Raw genomic sequence first — 17,741 nt, 5'->3', positions numbered from 1 at the left:
CTCCAATTCTGTTATTTATTATAAGACAACATGGTCATAAAAGCTATATCGAAAAGGTGATTTCCCCGTCTGGAAAGGAATCGACACAATTCGGTCAAAGACACAAAGGACTATGAAATCATGTATACTAATAGTATTGCTAGATGGAGGGGAAATTATGATTTCAACGGTTTGGAATACAATAAAAAAAGGTGAGCTTGCACCAGTATATTTGCTTGTTGGTGAAGAAAGCTATTTTATAGATGAAACCATTAAACGTTTAAAAGAGGCAATGGGTCCAGAAGAAGATCTGGAGATGACCACATTTGATTTAGAAGAAGTACCAGTAGATGTGGTCATGGATGAAGCAGATACCATTCCTTTTTTCTCAGAACGTAAGCTTATTATTGCTAAAAATGCTTCGTTTTTAAAGGCAACCGAGAAAGGGAAGGAAAAAATCGATCATGATGTGAAACGATTGGAAACATGGTTGTCGAATCCTTCTGATTTTTCCGTAACGGTTTTTATTGCCCCTTATGAAAAATTGGATGAACGCAAAAAAGTGACTAAAATGATGAAAGAGTATGCATTATTTGTACAAGCAGAAACACCAAAAGAGCAGGATTTAGCCATATGGATTCAAGGCATTGTCAAAACACAAGGTAATAGCATTACACAAGATGCTATTGAATTGCTTGTTACGATGGTCGGAGCCAACATGCTACAATTACAGATGGAAATTGACAAGCTAACCCTTTATTTAGGTGATGGGGGCGAAATTACAACTTCTTTAGTGGAGGATTTGGTGGCAAAGACATTAGAGCAAGATGCCTTTAAAATGCTTAACGCATACTTGGCAAATGACTCTGTCGGAGCCTTGTCCATCTATCATGATTTATTGCGACAAAAACAAGAACCTATTATGTTAGTGGGCTTGCTAGCATCCAATGTTCGTACTATGTCAAATGTTTTTTATTTATTGAAAAAAGGTTATCACCCTCAACAAATTGCTAAAAATCTAAAAATTCATCCGTATCGTGTCAAACTTATGATTGAGCAACGGCATCGGCCTTCAGAAGAAAATTTGCTCCGGGCATTATATCAATTAGCAGAGGTTGATTTACAGCTTAAATCGTCTGGTGGAAATCGAGAGCGCTATCTAGAGCTATTTTTATTGCGCCAACTATAGGAAAAGAAAGCTGTCCAATAAGGGCAGCTTTCTATGTTCTCTATAAAATTAAAAAGATCAGCTACTCCTAATAGAGTATCTGATCCTTTAAACAATTACGCTTTTTTAGCAAGGCGAGACTTTTTACGAGCCGCCGCGTTTTTGTGGATAAGTCCTTTTGAAGCTGCTTTATCTAAAGATTTGAAAGCTGCTTGTAAAAGTTCTTGTTTGTTTTCAGCGTTAGCAGCAACAGCGTTTTCAGCTTTTTTCACTGTAGTACGCATTGCAGATTTAGCTTGAGAATTAGCAATGTTAGCTTTTTCGTTAACTTTTACGCGTTTAATCGCAGATTTAATGTTTGGCATATATTTCACCTCCTAAATTAGGTACGAGATGATATCTTCTCATTGATTTCTTGTGTCAATACAACAAAAATCATTTTAACAAACGCTTGGCCAAATTGCAATAGATAAATGCAAAGAATATTTACTTGACAGTTTGAACAAACTACAGCTTGAGGTGAACTGTATGCAAAATTTTAATTGGCAACGAACAGATTTAATTGATGAATCAGAAGAGGTAGTTGTCCATCAGACCAAAGAGCAAAAAGAAAAGCTTGAACAATCAAGTGGCATTCAAATTGAAGATCGGAATGCTGGTAGAGTAAAAATTACAGATGTTCTTGTAGACGCTGAAGGGGAAAAGCAAATTGGTAAAAAGGAAGGGCAGTATATTACCCTTTCTGTCCCGACACTAACATTAGAAGATCAAGAAGGCTTTGCACAACTTGAACAAGAATTGCTTGTAAATTTCAAAAAAATGCATGACGCACTTTCTTGGCAAGAAGACGATAAAATTTTAATAGTCGGTTTAGGAAATCGCACTATTACACCCGATGCAATAGGTCCCTATTTAATTGACCATTTGCATAGTTTAGATGTCATTGATGAAAAATTTGTTATGTATGCTCCTGGTGTAACAGGACAAACAGGCTACGAAACAGGTGAATTTGTGGCTGCTATTGCTGAACGTCTGCAACCGAAATTAATCATTGTAGTAGATGCACTTGCTACAAGAGCGAGTAATCGACTCTGTAAAACGATTCAATTAACAGATACAGGCATACATCCAGGTTCAGGCGTAGGTAATCAACGGCAAGAGATTTCCTATGAGATGCTTGGCATTCCCGTAACAGCAATAGGGATCCCTACTGTAGTAGATGCACCTGTACTAATTGCAGATGCGGTAGAAACTATGCTCCGTTCGATAGCTGCACGTGTGGCTGAACGCAGTAAACCGTCATCGAAGCTTTCATTATCCTCATGGCAACCAGATATTAACAAGGAACTGGATATGACATTAGTACAACCTATATTTGGAGAATGGGCGACATGGACGAAGGAGGAGCGGCAGCAGCTATTTGAGGAAACCTTCGCTGGCTCCCACACACAATTGATGGTTACACCAAAAGAAGCAGACTATTGGATTGATCGCTATGCAAAATTAGTGGCTTCTATGCTTATGGATTGGGCAAGTGATTTATAAAATAATGAAGAAACAACGCTTAGGGTAGTCCTTCTAAAACACGCTTTTTTATGCGTAAAACAAGAAATATATTTTCGTTCTAATTAACATCCCCCCTCCATACGATATGGGGAGGAGGGTGTGACTTTGCTAAAAAAACTACAATGGTCATTTGGTATATTATTGTTCTTTTTCGTATTACCTGTCATTGCTGGGCAACTTCCGTTCAACAAGCAAGCATCGACTCCGATCAAACAATCAGAAGATAAGCAAGTCGTGTTTGCTGCTACCAATTTAGCTGAACAAAGTGTACTGGAACAAACGAAAGAACCTGAACCAGATCAAGCCCTAGACCCGGACCCATTTAAAGTGTTAGTGTTATTTACCCATACGCATGAAGCATATGAACCCATGGTGAAAGCAGTGAGTGGTAAGGTAGCGACTTCTCATGAAACGGTCAATATTATGAGCCTGAAGGATAAGATTGTGAATCATTTTAATGTAAATGGTTTAAAGACGGATGTTCTTGATGTAGATATTATGAAGAAACTACAAGAAGAGGGTAAAGGCTATCATGAATCTTATAATGTGATGAGGCCATATTTAAGTAAGCATTTAGAGACAAATAATTATGATCTAATAGTTGATTTACATCGTGACTCATTAAAACATGATCTTACAACGATCTCATATAATGGGGAAAATTATGCGAAAATCGCTATTGTTGTTGGGGCAGAACATGCTAATTACCGCTGGAATACAGCCTATGCTGAAAGTTTATCATCCACACTAAATGCCATCGTTCCCAAAATTTCTAAAGGGGTTATTTCTAAAAGTGGTGATGGGGTTGATGGGCGATACAATCAGGATTTAGCAAAGCAAATGATGATTATTGAGATTGGTGGAATTGGTAATACTGAGGAAGAGGTTAATCGTACGATTGCTGTAATTGGTAAGGCTATTTCAAAAGCGTTTGTCAATGATTCAACAAAATAGACCAATCATATTAAAAAGTGGGACTCTTGTGGGCTCACTTTTTTAATATTGTATGATAATAAAATTTCCAGAAATAATTCTCATTAATTGTCTTTCCATTGCTCCATTCTTGTCTTATAATTTTCAAGTTGGCTCGCGAATTTCATGATAAAACGTTAAATGAAGGCATATGCAAATAAAGCAAACATACTTTTGAAGTATATCCCACTTTTGGGAATGCCTTTTTAAGTCTATAGCAAATATACATATGAATTTTTAGAAGACAAAAAGTGATAACGTTTCATTTTTCTCTCAAACTTTTATCGTATTTCAATCGTCAAACATTTAAGTGAATAAGCAAAAATAATAGAGAGGGGATGGTTATCAATCAAAAGGTTCTATTACGTGACAACAGGTTTTATCTTGATGCAGAAGGGAATACCTTCAAAAAGCGTTACTCCTTGTAGCATTTGGATGTAACTATCATCTATCCATAGCCGTGGGCGGTTATTAGAGATTGTGACAGCGCTTTTAGATTAACTTCTCATTGTATAGCTAGAAAATACCAAAACATTATACCGAAACGAAATTGAGAGATTATTGAAGGAAGGAATAGTATGTCAGGTAAGTCATTAAATCATCGTTATATTCCTGGACTAGACGGGATTCGAGCATTGGCTGTGTTAGCAGTTATTGCTTATCATTTTAACTTTAGTTGGGCTAGAGGTGGCTTTTTAGGAGTAGATATCTTCTTTGTATTATCGGGCTATTTAATCACCTCTACCATCTTACCTTTAAAGGGCAATCAATTAACAGTCAGCCTAAAGAAATTTTGGGTGGGACGATTTAGAAGGCTACTACCAGCGGCCTACGTTATGATTGTTACATCATTTGTTTGGGCAATGCTCTTTCATAAAGAGCTTCTCCATACTTTGCGCGGGGATGCACTGTCCTCCATTTTTTATTCAAGTAATTGGTGGTTCATTTTTCATAAACTCTCTTATTTTGATAGTTTCGGTTCTCCATCACCTTTAAAAAACCTATGGTCATTAGCCATTGAAGAACAATTTTACTTGATTTGGCCATTGCTCTTAATGATTGGACTTTTTGTTGTTAAAAAGCAAAATAAACTAGCAAATATCGTCTTTTGTGGTGCCCTTTGTTCAGCATTCGTAATGGCCTTACTTTATCAGCCTGGCGCTGATCCTAGTCGTGTCTATTATGGAACGGACACACGTTGTTTTGAATTATTAATAGGCTGTTGGCTAGCCCTTGTTTGGCCAATGAAAAGACTATCTTCTCAAAAATTATCAGCGAACCATGTGAAGAAACTAAATACTATGAGTTTCATTGCACTTACTATTTTTTTAGTAAGCATAGTGTATGTGGATGAATATCAATCCTTTCTTTATAGAGGAGGTATGTTTTTATTTTGCTTGAATGCTGCCGTTTTGATTGCATGTATTTCTCATCCAGTTAGCATACTAGGAAAAATATTAGCATGGAAGCCATTATGTTGGATAGGCTCTCGTTCCTACGGCATTTATCTATGGCATTATCCTGTCATGGTTTTAGGGACACCCATTCATGAAATTGGTAATCCCTCCTATTGGCGAATCTTCCTGCAGCTTTTACTAATCCTGATGATTGCAGAGCTATCCTATCGCTTCATTGAAATGCCCATCCGGAAAGAAGGGTTCCGAGTCTATTGTCAAAAATATCTGATTTGTAATAAAAATAAATGGGGAAGCCTTACTTTTCCACGAAAAATATCAACGGTTATGGTTCCACTCTTCCTGCTTGTATTTTTCACAGGCATGACAGGTGTAGTGGGTGAAAGTCAGCAAAACCCATCTAAAATGTTGCCAACAACGATAAAAATTAATGGCGATGACAAGCAGGACAAACAAGCTGAAGCCTCAACCGACAAACCTTCTCAAAGCAAGGATGAGGGAGTAGAGGATGTTCAGGAGATAGAAACGACTAAGCAAGAAGAAAATAACCCCATTATTGAGCCTGAAAAGGATGAGTTTTATCGTGGCATACTAGCCATTGGCGATTCCCTAATGATTGATATTGCACCGAGCTTACATAATATGTATCCGACTATTACAATCGATGGAAAAATAGGGCGTCAAGTTTCACAAGCTGTAAAACTTGCACCAAATTATGCAAGTTTTAATCAACCTAATCATGCAGTCATTCTACAATTGGGGACAAATGGTTATTTTACGACTGACCAAATGGATGCACTCCTTGAAGCTTTTTCAAATGCCGATATTTATTTAGTGAATACACGTGTGCCGCGTTCATGGGAAGCAAAGGTGAATGAAGCTTTACTGCAAAAAGCACAGGAACATGAGCGAATAACACTAATTGACTGGCATGCAGCAGCAATCAATCACCCTGAATACTTTGCCCCAGACGGTGTACATTTAGAGAAAAAAGGGGTAGAAGTTTTAACAAAGCTCATTCAACAATCCTTAAACAAATAAAATAATAAAGTCAGTATACACAGTTTTGTCTGCGTAGCTGACTTTTTCTATATCTTAGAAAGGGAACTATTTGCTCTACCTATATGTATTCTATTAGTTGTTGCTCCTATATGGTAAGCTTGACATTTGACTTGTTCTATTGTGTGGAAGATGGTGCGTTGTTCATTCTTTCTTTTACTAATCATAGTTTAGGTTTATAAAAAGGGAATTGTGTTCACGCTTTTTAGCAATATGGATGATGATATCTTTTGGAGATAGCGTGCTTTTCTTGGTTGATCAGGCGAGAATCTCTCCTCATGTCGAGTGGACGCATTTTTATTTCAACTGCTACACATCGAGTACTACTATAGCTGATTTGTCTGCATTTATATACTTAATATTGTAAAATTTAAAAACGATGTGAAACACTGAAAGTATTGATATTATAGGCTTTCAAGTCTAGTTGCTGTTGTACTTTGCGTTATGTTCATAGTATAATTCATTATAGTTTAATTAGGAGTGGAAAAGATGAACCGAGAAGCACGTTTAAAACGACAAGAGAATATACGAAATTTCTCTATTATTGCACATATTGACCATGGGAAATCAACGCTTGCTGACCGTATTTTAGAGCAAACAAAATCTTTAACTTCCCGTGAGATGAAGGCACAGCTCCTCGACTCAATGGATTTAGAGCGTGAGCGAGGCATTACAATTAAGTTAAATGCAGTTCAATTAAAGTACGAAGCAAAAGACGGCGAAGTGTATACATTCCATTTAATCGACACACCAGGACACGTCGATTTCACATATGAAGTATCACGTAGTTTAGCTGCTTGTGAGGGTGCCATATTAGTTGTGGACGCAGCACAAGGGATTGAAGCACAAACACTAGCAAATGTTTACTTAGCACTTGACAATGACTTAGAAATTTTACCTGTAATCAATAAAATTGATTTACCTGCAGCTGACCCTGAACGTGTACGTCAAGAAGTAGAAGACGTTATTGGATTAGATGCCTCTGAAGCAGTATTAGCTTCTGCAAAAGCAGGAATTGGTATCGAGGATATTTTAGAGCAAATCGTAGAGAAGGTACCAGCGCCAACTGGTGATCCAGATGCACCACTACAAGCTTTAATTTTTGACTCTGTTTACGATGCCTATAAAGGTGTTATCATTTCGATTCGTGTCATCAATGGTACTGTCAAGCCTGGCGATAAAATTCGCATGATGGCAACAGGTGCGGAATTCGAAGTTATTGAAGTTGGGGTACATACACCAAAAGTTGTGCCACAGGCTGAATTAACAGTGGGTGATGTAGGTTATTTAACCGCATCTATCAAAAATGTAGGAGACACACGTGTAGGGGATACTGTAACCTATGCGAATCGTCCTGCAGCTGAGCCATTAGCTGGTTATCGCCGTTTGAACCCAATGGTCTACTGTGGTTTGTATCCAATCGATACAGCCAAATACAACGATTTACGTGAAGCGTTAGAAAAGCTAGAGCTAAATGATTCTGCTCTACAATATGAGCCAGAGACATCGCAAGCACTTGGTTTTGGTTTCCGCTGTGGATTCTTAGGATTACTACATATGGAAATTATTCAGGAGCGTATTGAACGTGAATTTAATATCGACTTAATTACAACAGCACCTTCCGTAATTTACAATGTTCATATGACAGATGGTACTGAGCTTAAAGTCGATAATCCATCCTTTATGCCAGACCCACAAAAAATCGATCGTGTCGAAGAACCATATGTGAAAGCAACAATCATGGTACCAAATGATTATGTGGGAGCGGTTATGGAACTTTGTCAAATGAAGCGTGGTAATTTCATGACGATGGATTATATTGATACATCCCGTGTAAGTATTATTTATGAAATGCCATTATCAGAAATTGTCTATGATTTCTTTGACTATTTAAAATCAAATACAAAGGGCTATGCATCATTCGACTATGAACTTATTGGTTACCAGCCATCAAAATTAGTGAAAATGGATATTTTATTAAATGGTGAGCAAGTCGATGCACTAAGCTTTATCGTACACCGTGACTTTGCCTACGATCGAGGAAAAATCATCGTAGAAAAATTAAAAGAATTAATCCCACGCCAACAATTTGAAGTACCAATTCAAGCAGCAGTTGGACAAAAAATCGTGGCGCGTTCAACAATTAAAGCCATCCGTAAAAACGTATTAGCGAAATGTTACGGGGGAGATATTTCTCGTAAACGAAAACTTCTTGATAAACAAAAAGAAGGTAAAAAACGTATGAAACAAGTAGGCTCAGTCGAAGTCCCTCAAGAGGCATTCATGGCTGTGCTGAAGATGGATGATTCGAAGTAATATTGATATAACAAGGTTTATAGAGGTTTAAGCAAATAGTTTTGTATCAGTTGGATGGAGATTGCCACCGATTTGCCACCGCATTGAAATTGTGCCAGTAATTTATAAATCCTTAGCGATGGCATCAAAAATATCGGTAGCATCTCTTGCCATCTTCTGTGTTAAATGGACATAGCAGTCTTCAGTAATGGCTGATCGGCTGTGTCCTAATCTTTTTTGAGCAGTTTTTATGGGCTGTCCACTTTCAATTAACATCGTTGCATGAGTATGATGTAAAGAATAATAATTGAAATCGATGCCTAGTTTTTTGGTTAGATCTCTTGTTTGATACTTTATAACAGCAGGGGTGTAATGTTCTCCGTTTTCTTTTTACAAACAAAATCGAGATTTGGATCTTAAGATAGAATTCGCCATACTTCAACCGATTTTCAATTTGTTTCTTTTTGGCTTTCTTTAATGAAAGGGGCTAGTATTTATTGCATTATCCTTATGTCCCAACGAGAGACAGTCGAAGAAGCTAGTAATGATGCGGTTTGCCCTCCACAATCTGAAACCCAACCATCTAGTTCTTTTAAGCTAAAAAGCAAATAATATTATGATTCTTGGCAGTAAATTAGCTTAGCAAGCTGAAAAGAAAAAGGAGTACATGAACGAGTACCAAATGATGCAGTTCGATTTCATGCACTCATTGCCATTAGTTGATGAATTGAAAGACCAACTTCACAAATGTATCTTAGCTATAAAAATGAACGATGTACGTGCCTTCGTGAATGCTAAGGACTTTTAATTAATATCATCCGTGATATTACGACATTAACGATTACTAGTACATTTAGAGCAGTATTCGTAGGAGCATTTAACAAGACTGTAGAGGCTTTAAAAGTTAAGCCTATTCAATCATCATCTATAGAAAAACCTCCTCCTATTGAGCGTCCTGCACATTTCTATAACTGGTTAAAGGAAATAGGAAGCCTTCCACAATCAATAGTGCATGATGAACCATCATTAGAAAATTGACTGGAATGGTGAATGGAAATATGTATTTAAATTAATTTTTTATGAGGTATGATTAAAATCATAGAGAGGGGAAGATTAATTTAAATGAGAAAAGTGTACTTGTTATTTGCGATTATCGGCACAGTATTTCCGTATTATTTTTTGTGGCAATTCTTGAACGAAAACGGATTTGATTTAGGGTTATTAATAGATTTATTATTTGCAAACTCGATATCGACCTTCTTTGCTGTTGACTTTTTTATTTCATGCTTTGTTTTTATAATCTTTATGTTTAATGAGTCAAGAAAGTATAACATTAAAGAAAAGTGGATATGTCTATTAACTTTGTTTACAGTTGGTTTATCGCTGGCATTACCGTTATTTTTGTTTTTCAGAGAGCCATACATAAAGAAAGAAGTGTTATTATACTCCAATGTAAGAACGTAAAAATCCTACATTTTTTTTGGTGTAGTGTTGATTTTGCGTTACATGGATGGCCAACGAGAGCTTAATAATTCCTAAGAAGACCACTCCGTAATGAGTGGTTTTTTTGTATTCATTTAGGTGTGATGGACGGAGTATTTGAAAACGAAAGTAGATAGATGGAATAAAACTAGCTATTGCTTAAAACTATTACCTGTAGCTTTAACGTTTATAAAACAAAGTTGTTGAAAAAAAGTTATGATCCAACCAATGGTATTTTCTCAACTAGATACAATGCTGGTTTAGTTGAGACAGATTTATAAATTTAGCAATACCGTCTGTCACCTCCATTACGAGTTGTTTTTGAGTCGTTCGGCGTAACAAAACGACAGGAATACCAAATTTAATGGCTAATAATTTATAGCCTAAAGTACCTTTTAAATATTCGATAACACCAATTATTTTAAATTCATTGCTATATCTTACTTATGAAAACACCCTAAAGATTAGATTTTCAACTCTAATTTTTGGGGTGCAGCACCTGAGGGATCCTAAACTTTCCCTTATCATACCTATAGCAAGGCTGAGGAGTAGTCTAATATTAATGCATTTTATAGAAAAGAAACACTATATAAAAAACGTTAAATACCTTTTTATAATTGGCTAAATATAGACCTTGGGCTTTTGTAATAAATGGAAATAGTTATCCAAATAAACTTTATTTGAGGTATTATTAAAAGGGTTCTAACAAAATTGAACTAGAGGGAGGAGTATGTAATATGAAAATACGAAGCGTTATTATAACAATTGTCGCACTTTTATTTGTAATTATTGCAGGGTGTAGTTCAGAGACAGAAGAACAGTCTATGGGCGAAGTTGAAAAGGAAATTCATACGCAAGAACTGGTAGAGTCTATGTTCAGTGAGGACAGCCTGGAGGCAGCGAAAGAAAGAATAGAGGAACGAGGCGGCTCAGAGTATATGACACCACCACCTGAGTATACTGCTATCGGAGAAAATCAATCAACTGTAGTAGAACTTAAAGAGTCGGACATTTTAGACGGAGAAGATTCTAGTTTTGAAAATTATGACAACGTAGGAGAAATACGTCTTGATACGTTAGAGCTGGACTCTACTTTTGAGGATCAAGATACATATATAAATGTAATGCTTACAGAACTAGGAATGGAGAAAGCTTACTATGCAATGCGTAAAACTTTATTGTGGACAGCCGGTAATCCTCCAGATGGACTCGAAAAACATAGTGATGGCACTCTATCTTTTTATCTAAGTAAATACTCCGAGCTTATAAATTGTCACTTTCAGAGCGCTAACCCTGACGTGAAAGAAAAAATTATTAGAAACATGCAGAACGCTTATAAAAACAATACACCTATAATTGTCTACGGAGAATTTGAGGAGTTTCTAGACGAAGAAGGATACGCTGGCTATCGTCTTATCATACATCGAATAGGCTTTAAAGAAGTCATAAATAAATAAAAGAATTTGATAAAAATCCTGAATTATTCATGGGAATGATGTTTAGAAATTTGCCAATTAAGACTACTCTGTTATGGGTGGTCTTCAATGTTTTCTTCCACCTTCATGCCACCGTGTTCAGAAAATAAACATGACATATTAGGACATAAAGAAAAAATATAATGAGCATTTCTGCGAGCTTATTGAAAATTATGCTGGAAAAGGTAATATGATAAATGTAAATAAAGAGGAACTTCGGAAGAAAATTTGGTGATTACTTTGATTCCAAAACCAACCATTATTTAACTACTCAAAATGGTATAATACATAATAGTAAAGCAGACGCTCATATTGTTCCATCTGCACCTTAAGAAAAGGGGAAGTGGGAAAATGATTTATGATAATGCAGTTTTAAAGCTGCTGGAGTATGGGATATCAAAGCCGAGATTAGAAATTATGTGGAAAGATGGAGAGACTAGTATTTGTGAAATCGACACTTTCTACGACTCTGACAACGGGTTAGAACTTGACGATGGTAGTTATGAAGAATATCATGTAGCACTAGTTAGAGATGTATTTAATTGTAAATGTATTGAAATTGGAACAGGTGAAAATAAACCTATACTTATTAGGATAGAGGAAACAGGGGAAATAATTTTTAAAAGTGACTGATTTTTTTGCAACTATTGAAGAAAATTATGTCGTAAAAAATGATACACAACGTAGTAATTAGTAATAATAATGCCCAGTTACTAGATTTTATTGTGTACCAGGGCATTTTTGTTTTGGCTACTATCACTTGCTTTCTTTTTAAATAGTTTACTGTGATTCTTTTCAAAGGTCTCGAATCTCCTACTTATAATTAAGTTATCTTTCCCTACTCTTTTTCAATTTTTCTAAATAATAAATAAACTATTGAAATTATAATATAAAGTGTGACAAAATTTAGAAGCACACTATTTTCACTTTTACTGGCTATATATACGTATAACCCTACTACCATCGCTAAAATTAATGATTTGTCTATTGAATTCATATTACTTCCACCTTTTCTCAATATTAGAAATAATTTTATAGTACTTTCATATAATTTTATATTAATAGCCCTTTGTAATTGCAATCTCTTCAATTTTCGGAAAAATCAAATTATTTGTAAAGTGCAATTTAAAGATTTTACGAAACGGTCCGTAGCTACTTGCTTTGAAATATGCAGTTCAAATCCCTAACAATACATTTATCTAGATTATTTCTATTACTACGTAGGAGTTTATGACATGACTATTAAATGGAACAGAGAAGAAATACTTTTCGATACTCTATATGAAGCTGACACCTGGGCAGATTCAATTGCAAATGAAATATATGGAAGAATTTATAACGGCTATGATACTCCAGATTACAAAATAGCCTATTCACTTGCTTTTAGATTAGCTTCTATAAAAGAGTGTAGAGTTTATACAGAAAGTGCTATTGAGGGTAGATATAAAGTTTGGGTCAATTTTGAAATTGAATAATAAAGACCAGGTGCTAATTTTAAAATGGAGTAGCTGGTTTTTGGTAATTCTATTTTCTTCCTTTTCAATTATATAAATGTAAAGGTGTAGAAACTAACGAAGCAACAGTATGTCCTGAGTTTCGCTCACTCTCTCTTTCATTTCCTGGAGCTTTAAGGTATATAGGCACCCACTACTTCAAACGTTAGTTTGTCAGCAACAATAATATATTTTATATCTATTTCTTTACCAGATTGGAACAACAGAATGTGTACTATTTGGATAACTGTTTCTACCTGAGCTTGCAGCGTATTGCAGTTATTATAGTCACAGTTAAGTAGAGTTATTACTTTGGGATTGTTGGTTTAAATAGTTCATATTTGTTTCATGAATAGATTGAGTGATTGTTTAAATGAAATCAAGCATAGGAATTAGCTTGATGGTCATGTTGAAGAATTTTATAATATCGTTATAGAACAGTATTTGGTAGTTGAGTTTAGATTAGTAAGTCAAGAAAGGTGAGAGGTCGTTGGGACAAATTAAAATTTATGGTGTTAACGGAAGGTTAAATCCCATTAAGGAAACATTATCGAATATTATCCATTCTTGTATGGTAGACGCACTTGAATATCCACTAGATAAGAAATTTCATCGCTTTTTTCCTATGGACAAAGAGGATTTTTATTTTGCAAGTGAAAGAACTGAATCCTATACAATAATAGAAATTAGTATGTTTGAAGGTAGAACGATTCAAGCTAAAAAACAATTAGTAAAGCTACTATTTGAACGCATAAATAACCAATTAAATATTTCACCTCAAGATGTTGAAATTACAATTTTTGAAACGCCTAAACATAATTGGGGAATAAGAGGGTTACCTGGGGATGAATTAGCACTTAATTACAAAGTAAATATATGACATAAAGTCGCTAATTTTTTAGCTAATTCGACTAACGAACACTCTGTGAAAAGTGCTCCCTCTTTATTATTTAACAATGATCTGACCACTAAATAAAGAACCTATAAGGACTAGAATAATCTACATAACTATTATTTTAATGAATGATTCTAAATAATGCTTGAAGCAATGGGTTCGCTTCTATCCACAATTTATTTACTATTTTTTAGGGAGGGGACAATTGAATGAGTTATATCATAGACATTTCACATCATCAAGGAGATATTGATTGGTCTGAAGCTTATAAAGATGTTGATTTGGCTATAATCCGCACTCAATATGGTACAAGCACAATTGACCGTAAATACATTCAAAATATAGAAGCTTGTATGAAGTACAAGGTACCTTTTGGCGTTTATATTTATGTTACCTTTAAAAATGGTACTGAGGCATTGGAACAAGCAAAAGATTTCTATAACAGAGCAAAAAACTATAATCCACTATTTTATGTTGTAGATATCGAAGAAAGCTTTGGTGCTAGTGTCCAAAATATCGTACAAGGCACACAGGTGTTTATAGATTATTTAAAAAGTAAGGCTGTAAAAGTCGGACTATATACAGGCCATCATTTTTTCAAACCTTATCTGATGGATACCGTTAAAAATTATGATTTCTTGTGGATTCCTCGCTATAGTGGCTCTAGTTCACCTGGACTAAAGCCAAACTTTGCTTGTGACTTATGGCAGTACACAGATAAAGGGATTGTAGCAGGGATTAAAGGAACTGTAGATTTAAACCAATTAAATGGATCTAAGTCTTTATCCTGGTTCACAGATACGAATAAGAAGGAGATATCATTGTCTCAGTATGAAGAATTAAAGAAAGAAAATAAGCAACTAAAACAGGAACTTACTGAAATGAAAGAGTTGTTAGTTGGGAAAGCAGAATTACAATCAAATGCTGTGGTATCACCAATACATAAAGAAGATTGGGAATGGGCCATTGAAAAGGGAGTTATACGAGGAGATGGCAAGTGTATGAACCCTACAGATACACTCACAAGACAACAGATGGCAACGATGCTCAAACGTTTCTATGATAAATTTATTAAATAATAGCATTGTCTCGCCCATAAGTACCAGAGAACAAGCAAAAAATATTTTCCTATTATGGAGCGTATTCGTTAATCGTAAAAGGAATCACTGTTTATAGTGATTCCTTTCAAAGTGGGACCAACCTGTTTGAAATTTAATGAAACAATAGGAAAAACTTAGCTAGTAAAAAAATGGGGACTCCTACAATTATTACGCCTGCAAAGAAATAACAAAACAACATAAAAACATCGAAAACCGCACCAGCTAAATCATCAATGAATTTTAACATTTCATTCCCCTCCAAACATAATAAGTATTAGCATTTATAATCTCTTTATTGCGAACCAAGCATCATACTGACCCAAAGTCTTTTTTAGAGTTTTATCCCACTTAATCAAGAGTCCCATAAATTTTTATTAGGATGATTTTCATCAGATGGTAACGCATGAAAGCTAAGTGGAAGTCACACTGAGTATTCATTGTAATTTGTCATACCCTAAACCACGAAGCTTGAGTATATTTCTTAATAACGACCCTGTAAATCTTTTGGAAAGTGTTTTATATTGTATGCATAAAGCATGTTATTGACTAAAGATTTGTTATTTACATAGAGATTTTGTGTTATCTGATAGAGCATTTTTTCCTTCTATAATCGGAATGGTAGTGTTCGCTTCCATATCATATGGTGATTATTTGTTCCCCAATAGTTTTCAAGGACAATATCAGGCTGTCCAAATTTCTTCTGCCAGATCATTTGCGCTTGTTTATATCCACTATCTAAACAAAAACTAGGAACCCTTCGATTTTCTAACGTCAGGAGCATTTTTTGTAGTAGCACGGTGCCGATCCCACGATTTTGATAGTCAGGATGAACAAAAACGGTCCCGATTTCTAGACAATTGAATAGATTCTCTTTGATCGTTTGTTGGATGATTTCGTTGGCTTGACCACATTCGATAGTGCCTATTATTTCATTGGTTTCTTCATTCAAAGCTAACCAGAAAAATCTTTTTTCGCCCTGGCTTTCTAAGTCCATTGCTACGTACTGTTTTTTCGTTTCCCATTCATGCTGTTGATCGTCCACTAGCTCTGCAATTCCTTCTTTTTTATAAGTATCCCGAATGACAAGATCAAAGAATTCGTGTAACGTCTGGATGTCCGATTGTTCTGGACGTCTAATAAGTAATTTCAAGATTGCTTGCTCCTTATAATGGATGTCGTCGGTGGTTTAGTAGGGATCGAGCTCGTTGCACATCTAGTAAATCATTTAAATCTTGCTGTACTACAGTCAATCGATCAAGTGCCAGCTGTAACCAATGATCGGAGGCATCATATTTTTCAGCGTGCCATAGCAACTCTCCATAACAAATGGCAGCACGAATAAATGTGATATGGTCATTTAGCAGATTTGCTAAATGAGTGGCTTGTTTGAGACATGCTTCCCCTTGTGTTACCTTACCATAATCTAAATAGCGAAGTGCTTTCAAAAATTCCGTGTTGGCTGGCTGTATTGTCTGTTCATTCATATGTTGCATGACAGATCGCTCCCATCCGTTATTTTTGTTTACGTTATGCCTACTATCAGTCTATTTTAATGATTATAACATGTTCCCCTTATTTGGTTAATAATGGGGTATGTTAAAATGCAAGAAAGACACTTGGTCATTAAAAGGAGAGAATTCCATTGAAAGATTTAGAAAAGAAACTCGATGCAGTATTAGAGCAAATGCGTGATTTTATAGATGAGATTCAGGAGCGGGAGTCAGCCTATCCCATGGTTTTTTCTCAGCAATCAGAAGAGGATATTAGCCAATTTGTGGATGGTGGGTGGTCATTGCCAGCAGAGTATATTTATTTTTTGAGACATTATGTTGTTGAAAGGGTCACATGGGCTACAGGTGATTATACTAATCTAATGATCTATAGCGCAAGAGATTTAATACCAGGGCAGGAGGGCTATAATTATAATCCGGTGACAGAAGAGGTGATTGTGGATTGGCCACATGATTATTTAGTCATCGCAACAGATGAAGGCGATCCCTATTGTCTGGATCTATCAAGAGGGGATACAGCTGTTTTTACCGCTCTTCATGGGACAGGCAGCTGGCATTTTTCAATGGCTTATGACAATTTAATTTTGTTCCTTGAAAGTGTACTGATTCCACCTGGTTTAGAAGAAATGTTGCCTGAAGAAAGTTCTATAGCGTACTATGAATTAACTATTACTGGGGAAGGAGAAGATAAACTAAAGACATTATTGTTGCTAAAAAAATTATTATCTTATGATTATTCACAAGCGAGAAAGGCTTTAGAACAGCCACCGCTAATAATTTATAGGGGAGTTGAAGCAGGTGCCTTAAAGTTAGAAGCTGAGTTACAGAATATCGGTGCAGATTTTCAAAAAAGGAAAATTAGCTTAGCTGAATTGATTGGATGAGTGAAATTAACAAGAATCATGGACATTCCTCCTCTAAAGTATTTGAATTTTCACAGGAAAGGAAGAGTAAGAATGAAAATTAACAAGGCATTAGCACAACACTATCAATGGGGAGCACAGTGTGATGGCTGGCATCTTGTACAAAATAAGGAGCTTAGTGTGATACATGAGAGGATGCCTGCTCAAACAGCTGAGGTAAATCATTATCACCATCATGCACAGCAGTTTTTCTTTGTTCTTTCAGGCACCGCTACAATAGAACTGAATGACCAAAGAATTGAGTTAAAGCAACTTGAGGGAATTGAAGTACCTCCCAATGTACCACATCAAATGCGAAACGATTCACAAGAAGATGTTGAATTCCTCGTGATATCGCAGCCAAATAGCAGGGGAGACCGAGAGCTGCTTTAACTATACGAAAGTAAACTTCATTCTTTTGCATGAAGC

At 35.7% G+C, this 17,741-nt stretch carries 20 protein-coding genes; 15 read left to right on the top strand and 5 right to left on the bottom strand.

What is annotated here, in order from left to right; genetic code table 11:
- Positions 1–157 precede the first annotated feature (157 nt).
- Positions 158–1,168, top strand: coding sequence for a DNA polymerase III subunit delta (gene holA, locus LCP48_RS15960; RefSeq protein ID WP_216485515.1), 1,011 nt, complete (start codon positions 158–160; stop codon positions 1,166–1,168).
- A 95-nt stretch (positions 1,169–1,263) separates the two neighbouring features.
- Here holA and rpsT read toward each other — a convergent pair whose 3' ends face one another.
- Positions 1,264–1,512, bottom strand: coding sequence for a 30S ribosomal protein S20 (gene rpsT, locus LCP48_RS15955; protein WP_004226906.1), 249 nt, complete (start codon positions 1,510–1,512; stop codon positions 1,264–1,266).
- A 163-nt stretch (positions 1,513–1,675) separates the two neighbouring features.
- Here rpsT and gpr point away from each other — a divergent pair, with 163 nt between their 5' ends.
- From gpr to lepA, 4 genes are all read left to right on the top strand, one after another.
- Complete coding sequence (gpr, locus tag LCP48_RS15950) at positions 1,676–2,692, top strand: GPR endopeptidase (RefSeq protein WP_004226908.1); 1,017 nt, start codon at positions 1,676–1,678, stop codon at positions 2,690–2,692.
- Positions 2,693–2,812: 120 nt separating this feature from the next.
- Complete coding sequence (spoIIP, locus tag LCP48_RS15945; protein WP_225340378.1) at positions 2,813–3,667, top strand: stage II sporulation protein P; 855 nt, start codon at positions 2,813–2,815, stop codon at positions 3,665–3,667.
- Between the two features lie 596 nt (positions 3,668–4,263).
- Positions 4,264–6,141: an acyltransferase family protein gene (locus tag LCP48_RS15940; RefSeq protein ID WP_004226912.1), complete on the top strand. Its 1,878-nt coding sequence runs from the start codon at positions 4,264–4,266 to the stop codon at positions 6,139–6,141.
- A 507-nt stretch (positions 6,142–6,648) separates the two neighbouring features.
- Positions 6,649–8,475 (top strand): translation elongation factor 4, encoded by a 1,827-nt coding sequence (gene lepA / locus LCP48_RS15935; RefSeq protein ID WP_004226914.1) that lies wholly within the window; start codon positions 6,649–6,651, stop codon positions 8,473–8,475.
- Between the two features lie 102 nt (positions 8,476–8,577).
- Here the strand turns inward: lepA and LCP48_RS23535 are convergent, their stop codons facing one another.
- A complete protein-coding gene (locus LCP48_RS23535) occupies positions 8,578–8,772 on the bottom strand; it encodes a tyrosine-type recombinase/integrase (RefSeq protein ID WP_404805906.1) in 195 nt (64 codons plus the stop codon).
- Positions 8,773–9,121: 349 nt separating this feature from the next.
- Between LCP48_RS23535 and LCP48_RS15925 the strand changes: the two genes are divergently transcribed.
- The 8 genes from LCP48_RS15925 (at position 9,122) to LCP48_RS15890 (ending at position 14,878) form a co-directional block, all read left to right on the top strand.
- A complete protein-coding gene (locus tag LCP48_RS15925; protein ID WP_004226955.1) occupies positions 9,122–9,262 on the top strand; it encodes a hypothetical protein in 141 nt (46 codons plus the stop codon).
- Positions 9,263–9,576: 314 nt separating this feature from the next.
- Positions 9,577–9,918 (top strand): DUF2834 domain-containing protein, encoded by a 342-nt coding sequence (locus LCP48_RS15920; protein WP_004226958.1) that lies wholly within the window; start codon positions 9,577–9,579, stop codon positions 9,916–9,918.
- 755 nt (positions 9,919–10,673) lie between these two features.
- A complete protein-coding gene (locus LCP48_RS15915; RefSeq protein ID WP_225340377.1) occupies positions 10,674–11,393 on the top strand; it encodes a hypothetical protein in 720 nt (239 codons plus the stop codon).
- A gap of 221 nt (positions 11,394–11,614) precedes the next feature.
- The gene (locus LCP48_RS23530; protein ID WP_081456915.1) at positions 11,615–11,743 is read left to right on the top strand and encodes a polymorphic toxin type 50 domain-containing protein; all 129 of its coding nucleotides are present in this window, start codon (positions 11,615–11,617) and stop codon (positions 11,741–11,743) included.
- Positions 11,744–11,762: 19 nt separating this feature from the next.
- The gene (locus tag LCP48_RS15905; RefSeq protein ID WP_225340376.1) at positions 11,763–12,044 is read left to right on the top strand and encodes a hypothetical protein; all 282 of its coding nucleotides are present in this window, start codon (positions 11,763–11,765) and stop codon (positions 12,042–12,044) included.
- A 602-nt stretch (positions 12,045–12,646) separates the two neighbouring features.
- On the top strand, positions 12,647–12,886 hold the full coding sequence (locus tag LCP48_RS15900; protein WP_009373799.1) for a hypothetical protein: 240 nt from the start codon (positions 12,647–12,649) through the stop codon (positions 12,884–12,886).
- 508 nt (positions 12,887–13,394) lie between these two features.
- Complete coding sequence (locus tag LCP48_RS15895; protein ID WP_004226969.1) at positions 13,395–13,784, top strand: tautomerase family protein; 390 nt, start codon at positions 13,395–13,397, stop codon at positions 13,782–13,784.
- 224 nt (positions 13,785–14,008) lie between these two features.
- Entirely contained in the window at positions 14,009–14,878 is an 870-nt protein-coding gene (locus tag LCP48_RS15890; RefSeq protein ID WP_225340375.1) for a GH25 family lysozyme, read from the top strand.
- A 133-nt stretch (positions 14,879–15,011) separates the two neighbouring features.
- On the opposite strand, the gene LCP48_RS23370 is transcribed toward LCP48_RS15890, so the two are convergent.
- The 3 genes from LCP48_RS23370 to LCP48_RS15880 form a co-directional block, all read right to left on the bottom strand.
- Positions 15,012–15,146, bottom strand: a complete 135-nt coding sequence (locus LCP48_RS23370; protein WP_004226973.1) for a hypothetical protein — start codon at positions 15,144–15,146, stop codon at positions 15,012–15,014.
- A gap of 357 nt (positions 15,147–15,503) precedes the next feature.
- Positions 15,504–16,049, bottom strand: coding sequence for a GNAT family N-acetyltransferase (locus LCP48_RS15885; RefSeq protein WP_004226976.1), 546 nt, complete (start codon positions 16,047–16,049; stop codon positions 15,504–15,506).
- A 13-nt stretch (positions 16,050–16,062) separates the two neighbouring features.
- The gene (locus tag LCP48_RS15880) at positions 16,063–16,392 is read right to left on the bottom strand and encodes a hypothetical protein (RefSeq protein WP_225340374.1); all 330 of its coding nucleotides are present in this window, start codon (positions 16,390–16,392) and stop codon (positions 16,063–16,065) included.
- Between the two features lie 149 nt (positions 16,393–16,541).
- Here LCP48_RS15880 and LCP48_RS15875 point away from each other — a divergent pair, with 149 nt between their 5' ends.
- A complete protein-coding gene (locus LCP48_RS15875; RefSeq protein ID WP_004226982.1) occupies positions 16,542–17,294 on the top strand; it encodes an SMI1/KNR4 family protein in 753 nt (250 codons plus the stop codon).
- A gap of 72 nt (positions 17,295–17,366) precedes the next feature.
- Complete coding sequence (locus LCP48_RS15870) at positions 17,367–17,705, top strand: cupin domain-containing protein (protein WP_004226984.1); 339 nt, start codon at positions 17,367–17,369, stop codon at positions 17,703–17,705.
- Positions 17,706–17,741 lie beyond the last annotated feature (36 nt).

The organism is Lysinibacillus capsici, from assembly GCF_020217405.1.
Classification (GTDB): domain Bacteria; phylum Bacillota; class Bacilli; order Bacillales_A; family Planococcaceae; genus Lysinibacillus; species Lysinibacillus capsici.
Note: the sequence above shows the minus strand (reverse complement) of the source record. Positions and strands in the feature narration are given on the sequence as shown.